12 protein-coding genes and 3 tRNA genes are annotated in these 14793 nt (G+C 42.7%); all 15 read right to left on the reverse strand.

Translation table 11 applies throughout. From position 1 onward, the window contains the following. Positions 1–14 precede the first annotated feature (14 nt). The 15 genes from KP625_RS09165 to gyrA all read right to left on the reverse strand — a co-directional run bounded on the left by KP625_RS09165 (position 15) and on the right by gyrA (position 14790). Complete coding sequence (locus tag KP625_RS09165) at positions 15–1376, reverse strand: aminotransferase class I/II-fold pyridoxal phosphate-dependent enzyme (protein ID WP_238297443.1); 1362 nt, start codon at positions 1374–1376, stop codon at positions 15–17. Between the two features lies 1 nt (position 1377). Then, entirely contained in the window at positions 1378–3027 is a 1650-nt protein-coding gene (locus KP625_RS09170; protein ID WP_238297445.1) for an AAA family ATPase, read from the reverse strand. A gap of 442 nt (positions 3028–3469) precedes the next feature. Continuing rightward, positions 3470–4138, reverse strand: coding sequence for a Maf family protein (locus KP625_RS09175; protein WP_238297447.1), 669 nt, complete (start codon positions 4136–4138; stop codon positions 3470–3472). A gap of 23 nt (positions 4139–4161) precedes the next feature. Next, on the reverse strand, positions 4162–4806 hold the full coding sequence (locus KP625_RS09180) for a DnaJ domain-containing protein (protein ID WP_177970099.1): 645 nt from the start codon (positions 4804–4806) through the stop codon (positions 4162–4164). A gap of 230 nt (positions 4807–5036) precedes the next feature. After that, positions 5037–5882, reverse strand: a complete 846-nt coding sequence (locus KP625_RS09185) for a DUF5685 family protein (protein WP_238297449.1) — start codon at positions 5880–5882, stop codon at positions 5037–5039. 30 nt (positions 5883–5912) lie between these two features. Then, positions 5913–6308, reverse strand: coding sequence for a hypothetical protein (locus tag KP625_RS09190; RefSeq protein WP_238297451.1), 396 nt, complete (start codon positions 6306–6308; stop codon positions 5913–5915). Positions 6309–6481: 173 nt separating this feature from the next. Continuing rightward, positions 6482–6552, reverse strand: a tRNA-Cys gene (locus KP625_RS09195). A 45-nt stretch (positions 6553–6597) separates the two neighbouring features. Then, positions 6598–6669, reverse strand: a tRNA-Asn gene (locus KP625_RS09200). Between the two features lie 129 nt (positions 6670–6798). Then, positions 6799–6886: transfer RNA gene (locus tag KP625_RS09205), tRNA-Ser, on the reverse strand. A gap of 113 nt (positions 6887–6999) precedes the next feature. Continuing rightward, a complete protein-coding gene (locus KP625_RS09210) occupies positions 7000–8712 on the reverse strand; it encodes a hypothetical protein (protein WP_238297452.1) in 1713 nt (570 codons plus the stop codon). Between the two features lies 1 nt (position 8713). Continuing rightward, positions 8714–9322 (reverse strand): Fe-S-containing hydro-lyase, encoded by a 609-nt coding sequence (locus KP625_RS09215; protein ID WP_238297453.1) that lies wholly within the window; start codon positions 9320–9322, stop codon positions 8714–8716. A gap of 22 nt (positions 9323–9344) precedes the next feature. After that, positions 9345–10991, reverse strand: a complete 1647-nt coding sequence (locus KP625_RS09220) for a DUF4153 domain-containing protein (RefSeq protein ID WP_238297454.1) — start codon at positions 10989–10991, stop codon at positions 9345–9347. Between the two features lie 113 nt (positions 10992–11104). Beyond that, positions 11105–11947 carry a fumarate hydratase gene (locus KP625_RS09225; protein WP_238297455.1) on the reverse strand — a complete coding sequence of 281 codons (843 nt, stop codon included), beginning with the start codon at positions 11945–11947 and terminating at the stop codon, positions 11105–11107. Positions 11948–12008: 61 nt separating this feature from the next. After that, positions 12009–12212, reverse strand: coding sequence for a hypothetical protein (locus KP625_RS09230; RefSeq protein ID WP_238297456.1), 204 nt, complete (start codon positions 12210–12212; stop codon positions 12009–12011). A gap of 22 nt (positions 12213–12234) precedes the next feature. Further along, positions 12235–14790: a DNA gyrase subunit A gene (gene gyrA / locus KP625_RS09235; protein ID WP_238297457.1), complete on the reverse strand. Its 2556-nt coding sequence runs from the start codon at positions 14788–14790 to the stop codon at positions 12235–12237. Positions 14791–14793 lie beyond the last annotated feature (3 nt).

Below are 14793 nucleotides of genomic sequence, written 5' to 3' on the forward strand. Positions count from 1 at the left end.
TTTTGACTTTTTGATTATTTTCTTTTTTGATGTATTCCCCGAATATGAAGTCCTGCATCCTGATAGGAACAAAGTTTTTCGACTATCTCCACGGTAAAAATCTCCCCTGTATTTACGATATAGCTTCCGGGTGGATATACATAAACCGGTTCCTTCGCCCGCGTTCCTATCAATCTGACCAACGCTGTATGCCTGTCATACAATGCCTCATACGGACTCACTTCCCCATTTGAAATACCGCTGAGTTTCTGTATCGTATCATATAATTTTTCAAAATCTTCTTTTGTATCCTGCACCGTTGATATCAGCACTACATGTCTTCTGCCCGCCATCTCGCAAACGATGTTTCCCTGCTCAGACAGCATCTCAAGAAGTTCCGGACCCGGTACCGAAGCATAAAATACAAGTCTCGTTTCATCATAACCATATGCCCCGGCAGCCAGCACTTCCTTTTTCTTCAATATATGGATGCTCGATTGCGTCTCAATTGTTTCACAGTTATCTATAAAATTGTGCAGGTTATTCTCATAGTCTGTAAATGCGTGATCTGCCATATAACAGATTGCTGATTCCATATTCAGCATGAAAATATAAGATGGTGATGAACTTAAGAACACCTCTAACGCCTGTTCTACCGGTTTTACCAGTTCTTCTGTACAGACATGAATCACTGCCGTCTGTGTCATCGCCGGAAGCGTCTTATGCAGACTTTGTACAACGACATCCGCTCCCATACGGATTGCCGAATATTCCGGTTTTAAAAATGGCAGATGTGCACCATGCGCTTCATCCACGATCACCCGTACATGATGTGCGTGCGCGGCACGTGCGATACCTGCAATATCCGATATGACACCTTCGTATGTCGGTGATGTCACTACGACTGCTGTAATCTCCGGATGTAGCTCGCAGATTCTCTCGATATCATCCGCATCAATCCAGCCATCTATAAATTCTGTAAATGCACAGTCAGACGCTTCCTTTTTTTTCCATACCGGCTCCACATATATCGTCTGTCTCTGCATCACTGCTGCCGCATTATAGACAGATTTATGACAATTTTTTGCGATCAGGATTGTATCTCCCGGCTTCGTGCATGCCGCAATCGCAGAAAACATTCCACCGGTCGCGCCATTTACCACATAATATGTGCCACAGGTCCGATAGATTTCTTTTAACATGTCAAGTGACTGTCTGATAAATTCTTCCGGCAGATATAGATCATCCGTTCCGGGTACTTCCGTTACATCCCACGCAAGAAACAAGTCCTGAAAATCTCCATAACACGCCTTTCGCTTATGCCCGGGCATATGCCATATAGCATGATTTTCCTGCAGATATTCACTTAGTCCGTCTTTAATCCATTGCTTATGCATGTTATTCCAATTTTTCTGACTGCACATCTGCAAGTGTGAGCTTCGTCAGATCTTCCTCTTTAAAATTATTCTCTGCAATCAACCGATTTGCCTGATTGTGAATCACACGATCCAGATAATTACGAACAGAACGTGCATTACCGAAATTCTCCGGCGGACATGCCAGTATCCGCGTAAATGTATCCTGAACATATTGCACCGCATCATCTGTCAATGTATAATCCAGTGATTTTGCCCGATTGCTCATAATCTCCACCAGCTCAGCCGCATCATAATTCGGGAATTCGATTGTCCGGTTAAAACGGGAACGAAGTCCTGGGTTCGCATCTAAGAAATCCTGCATTTCATCATGGTAACCAGCGGCAATGACAATAAGATCTTCACGATTGTCCTCCATTGCCTTATTCAGGATGTCGATTGCTTCCTGTCCAAAATCACCCTGCTGTCCATTTGCAAGGGCATACGCCTCATCAATAAATAAGATACCACCCTTCGCTTTTTCGATAACTTCCGTTACCTTCTCGCTTGTCTGGCCCATATATCCCGCAACAAGCCCGGACCGGTCCACTTCCACCAGATGTCCTTTGGAAAGAACTCCCAGGCCATGATAGATCTTTGCAAGAATTCTTGCCACTGTTGTCTTACCGGTACCGGGGTTGCCAAGAAATACCATATGATTCGTAACCGGAGGCGTCTGCAGGCCATTTTCCTCACGGATCTTACAGATCTTCAACAGATTGATCATGTTATTGATTTCTGTTTTAACGCTCTGCATGCCCGTCAGATCATTCAACTGTTTTAAAAGTGTCTGTATATCTATCTCTGTGTTAAACTCTTTTTTTCGTTCCTTCTGATCAGACAGTGTCTGTGCAGCCGGCTGTTCCGTCCGCATGCGGAATGATTTTCCTGCCTCTGCGGCATCCTGTGTTCGAAAAGTCTCTTCCGTTTCTGTAGCTGTACGTCTATCTTCTCTTTCCATCGATGTATCTTCCGCAGGATGCTCCGGTGTGGAAATCTTCGTTCGTCGTGTCTCAAATGTATCGGACCAATACGAATAATCTGGTCGTTCTTCCTGCTTGACTTTACTTCCCGGTTTAAATGCGATCGTCGGTTTATATTCCTCCATATCGTCACGCACACGCTCAATCTCCTGCGTAATCAGTTCAATATAGGAAGAAAGTGCCTGTATTTCAGATGCTGCTACCTCTTCGTTACATGCAATCAGGTCATTTCCAATATAATTAAATGTTGTGACATATAACTGCACCAGATCATAATATCCATCCGAAATCTCACCGGTCTCTGCACCGATATTGGAACGGACAAAAGAATTCAATGACCGGGGTGCATGATCCCGTATACTCTCTGTACGCAATCCCCAGCGATCAGCATAATCCCGTATCATCCTCTCATCAAACTGTGTGCCAAATAACAGATTGATATATTTAACTTCTTCTTTATTTATCGAACCATCTGAATATGCCAGATAAATCAGAAAATGAAGCAGATCTGTACGAAATGTATGTGCCAAATCCATGCGTCCATCCGTACGGACATAATCCGCACGCCCAATACTCTGTGCACGACGCATGCATAAATCAAACATACGACGACTATTATCTTTTACTTTTACGGTGTGAAAACCCCACATATGTATATCCTGCTTTCCCTGTAAATTTCGCTGTTCCTATAGTTATTATACGCGCCAAGACATTTCTCTGCAAGAAAAAAGAGCCTGCCCGGCAGACTCTTTTCGTAACCTCCATGGATGATATTCCCTTATGCAACACCCTCTCTTTTGTCACACAAGGAAATACCACTGCTACACGTAACAAGACCTTCACATAACTTCGAGCTCTGATGCTCACGTGTATATAACAACATCACACTTCGTATCCCTTCCCCCTGTACAAAGCTATGACGCTGTATTGCGAAAATCAAGCAACAACCCAACTTGTTGCTACATGTATTAGTGTAGCACTTTTAAATATTTTTTCAATGGCAAAACAAACAATATTTTTAGCTTTTTTTAGTCACAATGACTATATTTTTGTCTATTTTTTCTATTTTTATCTATTATCAATCTTTTTTCATCATAAATTTATTGTAAGATTTGATAATTTCTCGTTCAAAACATGATAAATTTTTGACAAAGGTAATCCAACCACGTTCAGATAATCCCCTTCGATTCCCTGAATATATTTTGCAGCACCACTCTGGATACCATAAGCACCAGCCTTATCCATACAGTCTCCGGTTGCTGCATATTGTTTGATTTCCTGTTCTGTCATCGGATAGAAGGTCACTTTTGTTTGACAATGAAATATATTGCCCTGTATCTGCTGCGATGTTTTCGGATTGGTCCATAAAATACACACACCGGTAAATACATCATGCGTACGCCCTGACAATAATTCCAACATCTGCTGCGCGTCCTCTTCTGTCCTTGGTTTTCCAAGCACACGTCCATCCACTGCAACTACGGTATCAGCACCAATCACGGTAATTTCATCCACAAAATCTGCTATCTGCTCATCATTGATGCCTGATTGCTCCATATCCTGATTATAAATTCTACAGTACACATCCTCTGCCTTCACACGTGCCAGTCTTTCGACCAGTTCCTGCGGTTTCAGATTCTCTAATTCCGCTGGTGGAATCTGCTCCTCCGCCGAAGAAACACACACCTCATATTCATATCCTCCCAGCGACAGAATTTCCTGTCTGCGCGGAGACTGTGATGCCAAAATGATTCTTTCCATCGTTTCTCCCCTTAAATTTATAGTCAGCATGGTGTACAACAATTGCACAGCAAATTTAACAGACACATATCCATACACCAGTTATCGGATCGCACATCCGGCATTCCGTACCCCATGCCTCGCTGCACATACCAGTTGCTGCCACCCTGCATCCGCTGTTTCATCTGTTTATATTCCATATTATTCGGCTCCATCGCGATTGCACGATCGATATGCTCCATCGCCGTTGCCTGATTTCCGGCACCTAAATTTGCAACTGCACTTAGATAATACCACCTGCCTGTGCGGTCGTCTATATCCTCCAATGTGCGAAGTGCCTCTGTAAACATCCGGTTCATAATGAAATTCTGTGCCGCAGCAAGATGCGATTCATCCTGACTCATACCACCGCCTTCATTTCTGGCACGACGAAATGCATCCGAACCGAATCCTCCGAATCCATCAAACCCACCATAACTGCTGCCACCATACGAAGAACCTGTATTTCCATCCATGATGCTCTTGTATGCTGCCTGCACTTCCTTAAACTTCTCTTCTGCCTGTGCGGCATTTGGATTATTAATATTGGCATCCGGATGGTATTTGCGGCTTAGATTTCGATATGCTTTTTTCACTTCTTCCTCTGTGGCACCATGCGGAAGTCCCAGAACTTCATACGGATCTTTCATACTAATTCCTTTCTCAATCAGTAACTGTGAAACATATATACATCTGTGGTACAGTTTACACATGAAACATATTCAACGCAGACATGCTCTCGCTCGGTTCATCACGCAATGGTACTAAATTCATGACAAACAAGTTTGCCATTCATTAAGTACCAGCGTGCTTCAACGGTCTGCTTTAGAATTATGTTTCATGTGCAAACTATACCCACTTCTATGAATTGTTTCACAAATTACTTCTTTCCCATATCATTTTGTTTCGTCATGAACCTTACCCAGATTCCGGAATAGATAATATTGCGGAGGAGGGCTGTCTCTTCGACGATTGGCAGGCATTCATAGATTTTCGCCATATCAGTAGCAATCATCATGAGGATTTCCTTCACATAACTGTCGAACTGCTCTTTCGACAGCTCATGATATAACTCCTTTAATGGATTAAACCGGTTCTTCTCGATATCCTCCTGTACGTCATCATATGCGTCGAGAATATAGATGAATTTGCCGAGCTGGTATCCGAGTCTCCGCAACTCCTCCGACCAGTCAATTCCGCGTGTCGATTTATATGCCAGGATCTCTGCCATGATATCACCAAAGGTTCCGGCAAGCAAATCCAGATTCGTCACATTCTTTCTCTCACAGGCAGATAATGTCCGCAGAGACTCCCGGATTTTCGCCAACTTCTCCGGATAGACCTGACCGATCTTGCGCACACGTTTCCGTATAAAACTGCTATAACAAAGTCTGGTGAATTTTCGGTCATCCGCCCAGTCATCGAGACATTTGTAGTAGGTTAGAATGAGATTCATATCTGCAATATACTGTATAACCTCATTCTCCAGATATTTTTTCTTTCCAACCGGATGCACCATGCACGTTGCTTCTTTCATCTGCGTATCCGGCTCATATAAAGCGGTCAGAAGAACCGCGGCAAACGTCGAATCATACGTAAGTGACATCTGTCCCATCGCACCATCCGTATTTCGGAGTGCATGACAGACACCACAATAATACATGCGATACCGTTCATAATCTTTGACTTTCATCTCCGGTTTGTTCACAGTCACATATCCAAACATCGTCCCCACCTCCGATTCCTGCTACTAATATTAACTATTCTTTATAAATCGTGCACTGCATTTTGGACATCGTATCTCAATCTTCCCTTTTCCGCGTGGAATACGAATCCGCTGTTTGCACTCCGGACAACGATATATATGATGTGTCTTCCTCATCGTCATGTGACTTCTTTCTTTTCTGCCCCACATGCGTAATTTATATGTCTTGTTTAAAAACCATGTATTTTCATCTCTGCGTTTGCTTATATTCTTTGAAAATATACGGAAATACGAAAAAATAAATGTCACAAATGCAATCGTACTTAAGATGTTACTTCTAATAAATATATCCATAAATACTAAAATACATGCAATCCACATCATACACATGGAAAGCTGATCGGTTCCATTTCTACCGCGCATAAAATCCATCAATTTGCGTCTCATAAACATCCTCCATATCTATATCTGATTTATATCTGATTCTGATATCCATTACTCTTCTTCATTTTTTCGAGTTGTGAAGTATTTTAACACGAGGGAAAACTCCGTCAATGACTTTCACAGAGTTTTCACAAATTAAAAAATCCCTGATACATCTTGTATCAAGGATTATAGAGAGGCGCGAGCCGGATTTGAACCGGCGGTGAAGGTGTTGCAGACCTCTGCCTTACCACTTGGCTATCGCGCCATATATCATAAGGGGGGACCCACGCAGTGGAGAATTCCTTATCAACTCCCCGAGTAGGGCTCGAACCTACAACAACTCGGTTAACAGCCGAGTGCTCTACCATTGAGCTATCGAGGAATATATCGTCATTCCGAAGGAATGATGCAAAAGCGTTTATCTATTTCTATCTAAACGCAAAGTAGATTATATGAAATAATTCCAATCAAGTCAAGACCTATTTTAAATATTTCATCCGCAATCTACAAACGGAGATGGAGGGATTTGAACCCTCGCGCCGCGCGAACGACCTACACCCTTAGCAGGGGCGCCTCTTCAGCCACTTGAGTACATCTCCAATGCCTAAAAAACACATTTTACCAATCGGTGTTATTTAGTTCCGCGTCAACACGCTAAAATAGAATATCAAATATCACACCAAATGTCAAGGGGCAAATATCAATCAATTATTTATTCATAAGAAAGAAGCGTATTCACACCATCATCACCTTCCATATAATGAACCGTAATCACATCACCGTCCTCAATCTTAATCAGGCTTTCATTTTCTGCAAAATTCTGTTTGTAGACAGAACGATCTTTCGCTGTAATATACACATATGTCTCATTTTCTACTGTGATGTACCGGATCTGTGTGACTGTAATCTTCTTACTCAATGTATCCTCGCTGACATCGTTTGCACTTGTCGTGATGCTGTTTTCGGCAAGCAGCTTCCGGTAACTTGCAAGTGCTTCCTTCTGTGTCGCACCGGTTGCTACGATGCTGTACTTTTCCACATTGACAAGTGCATACATCTTTACAAGTCCTGCATTATCTTTGAGCACCATGATATAAGTTGGTACATTTCCAATGTTGATTAGAGACGGGAATGATGACGTGTACCCGAGGTTCTGTACCTGTCCTTCCGCAGAAGACATCGCGGAATGTTCTTCCGCACCTGCGATTGCAAAATACTTACTCTCTGCGGTTCTTGAATTCATCAACACGAATCCGATATTCGACTGGTCTCCATTGACGGATGTCACACCTGTGTATACCCACACATCGCCACCCATCACCTTGTAACCATAATCGTCGGTCGTCACCTTACAGCCTTTATTTCCAATCTTGCTGTTAATGAATCCACCTGACAGCATACCATACCAGTTATACCGGTCACATAAGAGATCACCATCATACACGCGATCTACCCAATTTGGAATATCACCCAGATCCATATATTCACAATCCCCACTGCATGGATCACAGAGCACAATTCCCTTCACGTCCTTCGCTCCGAATAACCCTGCATTCGGCTTTAATACCGGACAGATATAATATGGATTTCCTTTGTTATCGAGTTCAAAATAATATCCGTTGAAATCATATGTCGGATACGAAAGCTGCACATGCCGCTGCAAATTCTTGCCAAAATATGCAGAGGAAGAATACTGAATCGGTTTTTCAAGCTTCACATAATCTGCTTCATTTTTGACCGGATCAACAAGCACGTATCCCGGAATTCCGGCATCTTTATTGTTCAGATATTTGATAAACCCCGCATATTCAAGCGGTGCAACCTTCATCGGCACACCATTATAATCAATGGTGCTGTATGTCTCACTCACCTGATACTGGCTGACAACATCAGACAGGGAACCAATCGCACGATCACCGATGATTCTTGCACTGTCCGTATCCATTAGTGCTATGTTGTTGATATTCTCACTTTCCGGTACATCCGTTGCAAAATCACCATCCTCAACCTTGATAATTCCTGCATATTTCGATGCACGGATCAATTTGGAAGATGCCAGCCCACCAATGATCAATCCTACAATCAACACAAGGATTGCTGTAAATGAAACCATTACCACCTTTGTTGAACCAACGGCTTCTTTGATATTGCCTTTTTTAGTAATGCGTGTTCCCTTGAAATCAAAGGAGCAAAATCCAATTGCCGCAAGCGTAAGTATCACCCATGTCCAGAATCCAGAGGTATGTACATTGATTGCCGGTGTCAGAAAATAATAAAATAACACTTCCACAACGAGCAGCAACCCATACAGAAGAATGTTTGATCTGCGGATAGCAAATCCTGGTTTTCCGTTTTTCTGCTGTTTCTTCCTGCGCTCCTTTTCCATATCTACATCATATTCGACTTTAACCTTGTTTTTTGCCATATTAATTATGCTCCTTCAGATAATCTGCAACCGCCGTCTCATACAGATTGTGTCCTTCACTGTCGATTACAACGATAACAGGAAGATTCTCGACGCACATCTTACGGATTGCTTCGGTTCCAAGATCATCATAGGCGATCACTTCTGACTCCTTGATACATTTGGATAAAAGCGCGCCCGCTCCTCCAACAGCTGCCATATACACAGCTTTTTCCTTGACGATTGCATCAATCACTGCCTGGCTGCGCTTACCTTTTCCAATCATGCCCTTCAACCCCTTTGAAAGCAGAAGCGGTGTATATTTATCCATACGGCTGCTTGTTGTAGGTCCGGCAGAACCGATGACCTGTCCCGGCTTCGCCGGTGTTGGTCCGAGATAATAGATTGTATTTCCTGTGATATCCAGTGGCAGAATCTTATCCTCATACAGCTTTGCACCGGTATACTCTACTTCCGGATGTTTCTCCTGCTCCACTAAGATGGCATCATACATCCGCTTGTGTGCAGCATCTCTGGCACTGTAAATCGTGCCGGTCAGATAGATATAATCTCCCGCATGAAGCTCCTTTAATTCCTCTTCGCTAAATGGTACTGCAATATGTCGTTCCATTCTCTAATCCTCCGTTATTTTTTTACTTCGTCAGCATATATCCCTTTATAAACATTCTTTTTATCATAGTCTGCTCATCATCGATTTCAAAACTGATATACGTTATAATCAGCTTTTCTGTATCACTAACTTGTATTTCATAGACTATGTCTTTTTCGTTTATCTTCTGATTTTCTCTTTTATCCTCCAGATTCTTATAATATGAAATACAGGAAGTAAAATCTACATTCTTATATTCGCTGTCTCCGACTGTAATCGTTTTATTCTCATAGTTTTCGATTGTGCTTTCCTCGTTCCAATGTGCAGTCATCGTATAGATTTTTGCATATCCATCGATGATGATTCCTTTCTCTTCAATTGGATCTGCATAAAAATATACAGATTTCCATTGGTCACTGCCATACGCATCTCCATCATACATCATACTATGTAATTCATCCTGTTCCGCTTCGGTAAGATTGTTATCCAGATATCGTCTGCCATACGCATTTCCACGCAAATAATCATACGCTTCCGCAGCCACTTCCTTATCCGAAGTTTGATTCTTTACAAGCCTGTTTTTCTGTGACTGATAAGACAGGTAAGATGCATTTCCAAATGGAAGCAGAAGTCCTATGAATAAACATCCCACGAATACAAGGATCAGATTTTCATAATGCCGGTTCCACAGAATATAGATGATCTGAAGCAGTATAAACATGATTGCCGCATATCGCTGCTCCGTCAGTCCATATGCTATAACACGTACCGACATCGAATAGATTTCAAGCAGGATAAACGGTGCATAAATATATTTCGTAATAGAAATAAGTTTCGCATAACGTGAAGTCTTCTCCTCCACGAACCCGGATGCCATCATCCAGATTGGCATACCGATTGCAAAAAGACTTGCACAGATACTGAAGATTTCGTTGCTCGGAATCTCCCGCGTTACGAAGATTTTTACCACATAGAGATATATCACGAACATCGCAATCCACACGCATGGAAGTAGCACATACGATACAAATTTCTTTGTAAATGCCGCGTTATCTTCGCTTGTGTCCGAGACAGCAAGCAGGCAGGTTGGGAAATACGCAAGTGCACTCAGCAATAACTGGATATTCAACTCCACTCTGAACGTATCTATATCCACAAGCAATGCATCTATAATTTCAAGAATCAGGATAACCGCAATATTTAACACCAGATAGACGCCAACTGCCCGAAGCAATGCAAATATGATTCGTCCGATACAATGTGGCAAATCTAATTGTTGCTGCCGGAGCAATACATAGATTGCAAGAAGCACCGTGCATGCAATGTAAAAATACAAGATACTTTCAAATATCAGATTTGGTATATCCGCTTTCTGCGCTTTAAGAATCTCTGACAAATTCTCAAATACAATTGCAATCACAAACGTTACGACATAGCCGATCAGACATTTCCGTTTGTTTTTCTGTGCTTCTTCTGCTGTTTTCTTCCACAGACTCTCAACCAGAAAATTCCCGGCAAGCCAGATAGAACAGACAGTCACGATGGATTCTATATCAAACCCTTTTTTCTGATTTGCTATGATGCTCACAACCGATATAATCAGCGCGCAAAAAATACTCGCAGCATAACGTATGTAAATCTGCTTGAATTTCGCCATATTCTGATTAATATAATTTGAAACCTTTCCCAAGTACATATCTCCTTTCTTTCAGGCACGCATGATTCTCGTTTATAACTTACACATGCATCCATCCAATCTCCTGTACATTTTACTCTATCATTTCTTCCATATTATTTATATTTCTACAACACAACTGTCTTGTGACGGTTTACATGACAGCACATATTGACTGCAAGCGGCATACCTGCGATATGTGTCGCATAAGTTTCAATATTGACGGCGAGCGCCGTTGTCTTTCCTCCAAGTCCACCCGGACCGATACCGGTCTTGTTCACAAGCTCCAATATCTCGTCTTCGAGCTTCGCAATATGTGCCTTCTCCGAATGTGAACCTGCCGGTCTCGTGAGTGCTTTCTTCGCAAGCTTTGCCGCAAGCTCAAAATCACCGCCAAGTCCAACACCGACTACCATCGGAGGACAGGCATTTGGACCCGCATCCTTCACTGCTGCAAGCACAGACTGACGGATTCCTTCTTCTCCGTCTGCCGGCTTCAGCATATAAACCTTACTCATATTCTCACTGCCAAAACCCTTCGGTGCAATCGTGATTTCCAGCTTATCACCCGGCACGATATCATAGTGAATGATTGCCGGTGTATTATCTCCGGTATTTTCACGCAAAAGTGGATCCCTCACGACAGATTTCCTTAAGTAACCTTCTGTATATCCCTGACGGACGCCCTCATTGATTGCATCTGTGATGTTCATTCCCTCGACATGCAGATTCTGTCCGACATTTACAAAGAACACTGCCATCCCGGTATCCTGACAGATTGGTGTCTGATCTTCCCCGGCAATCTCCATATTCTCGATCAACTGATTCAAGATCTGTTTGCCGAGCGTGCTGTCTTCCTCTTTTGCCGCCTGACGTATCTTACCATCCATATCTTCTGCCAGATACAGATTAGCCGAGATACACATTTCCTTCACTGCTTCAATGATTTTGTCTGTGTGTAATGTTCGCATGGTTTACTCCTTTTTAACATACTAAGGCTGCTACATGATTTCTCATATAGCAGCCCTTTTCTTAATCATCCAGATAGTCGTCTTTATCCTTCATATCAATCCCGCGCTTCTTATTCTGTGCATGTACATAAATAGATACAAAAATGTATGTCACAAATAACAATACAAATATAACACCTACCCAGTACATCAGTGCATATAAGAAATTGGATACGCCATCAATTTTTGAAAGACCTTCCAATCCTTCTTTAATACTATCGTTCATCGCTTTTCCCTCTTTTCACGACTTACTTATCTTCCGGACTCTCCGGCTCTTCTACATTACCTTCTTCATTGTCTGCTTCATTCATCTCACGTTCCATGATTTCCAAGGACTCGGATTCATCTGCAGATTTCTGACGTACCTTTGCAATACTTGCAACGGTAATGTCACTTTCCAGATCCATATTGATGAGCTTCACACCGGTTGTAATTCTGCCAAGTGTCGAGATATCCTTACATAAGAGTCGGATTACAATACCCTGGTTTGTAATCAGCATGATCTCGTTATCATCATTGACCGCCTTAAATCCTACAACGGTTCCGGACTTATCTGTAATCTTGTAACACTTCACACCCTTACCGCCACGGTGCTGTGGTGTAAATTCTTCGACAAGTGTACGCTTACCAAGACCATTCTCCGATACGATCAGAAGTGCTTCGCCCTGTGTATCGAGCTGCATGCCGATAACCTCATCATCACCGGCAACACTCATACCGATGACACCCATAGATGTACGTCCGGTTGAACGAACTTCCTTCTCATTGAAACGGATACACATACCCTGCTTTGTGATCAGGATGATATCCTTCGTATTGTTCGTTGCCTTTACCTCGATCAGCTCATCGCCCTCTTTCAGGGTGATTGCAGCAAGTCCGGACTTACGAACATTTGCATACTCAGTAATCTTTGTCTTCTTGATCATACCATTCTTTGTAGCCATGATCAGGTATCTTCCCTCATGGTACTCACGAATCGGAATCACGGCTGTAATCACTTCATCCGGCTGGAGCTGTAAGAGGTTTACGATTGCCGTTCCTCTTGCAGTACGTCCGGATTCCGGAATCTCATACGTCTTCAGACGATATACACGTCCCTGATTGGTAAAGAACATGATGTAATGATGTGTCGTTGTCATGAACAGATTTTCGATGAAATCATCCTCGATTGTCTGCATTCCCTTGATGCCCTTACCACCACGGTTCTGACTCTTGAAGTTATTGATTGTCATACGCTTTACATAGCCAAGCTTTGTCATAGCAATTACAACATTTTCCTTCGGAATCAGATCTTCAACTGTGATATCATCATCCATATCAATGCCGATGGAAGTTCTTCTGTCATCGCCATATTTTGTTGCGATAATCAGGATTTCCTCCTTGATTACACCAAGGAGCAGCTTCTCATCTGCCAGAATTGCCTTCAACTCTTTGATGAGTTCCATCAATTCTCTGTATTCTTTCTCAAGCTTTTCTCTTTCCAAACCGGTCAGCGCACGCAGACGCATATCTACGATAGCCTGTGCCTGTGCATCGGACAAACCGAAACGCTCGATCAATGCAAGCTTTGCATCGGCAACGGATTTGGAACTGCGGATGATATGGATAACCTCATCGATATTATCAAGGGCAATCAATAATCCCTCTAAGATATGAGCACGATCTTCCGCTTTATTTAAGTCAAACTTCGTTCTTCTTGTGACAACCTCTTCCTGATGCTTAATATAATATCCAAGCATTTGAAGGAGATTTAATACCATAGGCTGTCCATCGACCAATGCCAGCATGATTACACCAAATGTATCCTGCATCTGTGTATGCTTGTATAACTGATTCAGTACGATATTCGCATTACAGTCTTTTCGAAGCTCAATCACGATACGCATACCCTCACGGGAACTCTCATCACGAAGAGCTGTGATACCCTCAATCTTCTTATCCTTGACAAGCTCTGCAATCTTCTGAATCAGCTTTGCCTTATTTACCATATATGGAAGCTCGGTAACAACGATTCTCTGCTTTCCGTTAGCCATCGGCTCGATCTCGGATACGGCACGTACCTTGATCTTACCACGACCGGTTCTATATGCTTCATTGATACCGGCTGTACCAAGGATAGATGCACCCGTTGGAAAATCCGGTCCCTTGATGATTTCCATGATTTCTTCGATTTCTGTCTCACGGTCCTCATTGACACGGTTATCAATGATCTTAACAACTGCATTTATGACCTCACGCAGGTTGTGAGGCGGAATATTTGTCGCCATACCTACGGCAATACCCGTAGTACCGTTTACCAGCAGGTTTGGATAACGGCTTGGAAGTACGATTGGTTCTTTCTCTGTCTCATCAAAGTTCGGGATGAAATCAACCGTATCCTTGTTGATATCTGCAACCATCTCCATGGAAATCTTGGAGAGACGTGCTTCTGTGTATCGCATCGCAGCCGCGCCATCACCATCGACGGAACCGAAGTTTCCATGTCCATCGACCAGTGGATATCTTGTATTCCATTCCTGTGCCAGCTTTACGAGTGCCTCGTAGATAGAACTGTCACCGTGTGGATGATATTTACCCATTGTATCACCGACGATACGGGCACATTTACGATGTGGCTTATCCGGACCGTTGTTCAGTTCCACCATGGAATGTAAAATTCTTCTCTGTACAGGCTTCAAACCATCCCGCACATCCGGAAGAGCTCTTGCAGCGATAACGCTCATGGCATAATCGATATACGATTCTTCCATGGTTTTCTTCAAATCCACTTCATGGATTTTATCAAAAATTGTACTATCGTCCATTGT

The sequence above is a fragment of the Eubacterium sp. MSJ-33 genome, assembly GCF_022174665.1.
Taxonomy (GTDB): Bacteria; Bacillota; Clostridia; order Lachnospirales; family Lachnospiraceae; genus Coprococcus_C.

Bases quoted from the DNA above. Each gene is read 5' to 3' on its own strand.
- KP625_RS09165 (WP_238297443.1), bottom strand. From the start codon at position 1,376: ATGCATAAGCAATGGATTAAAGACGGACTAAGTGAATATCTGCAGGAA.
- KP625_RS09170 (WP_238297445.1), bottom strand. From the start codon at position 3,027: ATGTGGGGTTTTCACACCGTAAAAGTAAAAGATAATAGTCGTCGTATG.
- KP625_RS09175 (WP_238297447.1), bottom strand. From the start codon at position 4,138: ATGGAAAGAATCATTTTGGCATCACAGTCTCCGCGCAGACAGGAAATT.
- KP625_RS09180 (WP_177970099.1), bottom strand. From the start codon at position 4,806: ATGAAAGATCCGTATGAAGTTCTGGGACTTCCGCATGGTGCCACAGAG.
- KP625_RS09185 (WP_238297449.1), bottom strand. From the start codon at position 5,882: ATGTTTGGATATGTGACTGTGAACAAACCGGAGATGAAAGTCAAAGAT.
- KP625_RS09190 (WP_238297451.1), bottom strand. From the start codon at position 6,308: ATGAGACGCAAATTGATGGATTTTATGCGCGGTAGAAATGGAACCGAT.
- KP625_RS09210 (WP_238297452.1), bottom strand. From the start codon at position 8,712: ATGGCAAAAAACAAGGTTAAAGTCGAATATGATGTAGATATGGAAAAG.
- KP625_RS09215 (WP_238297453.1), bottom strand. From the start codon at position 9,322: ATGGAACGACATATTGCAGTACCATTTAGCGAAGAGGAATTAAAGGAG.
- KP625_RS09225 (WP_238297455.1), bottom strand. From the start codon at position 11,947: ATGCGAACATTACACACAGACAAAATCATTGAAGCAGTGAAGGAAATG.
- KP625_RS09230 (WP_238297456.1), bottom strand. From the start codon at position 12,212: ATGAACGATAGTATTAAAGAAGGATTGGAAGGTCTTTCAAAAATTGAT.
- gyrA (WP_238297457.1), bottom strand. From the start codon at position 14,790: ATGGACGATAGTACAATTTTTGATAAAATCCATGAAGTGGATTTGAAG.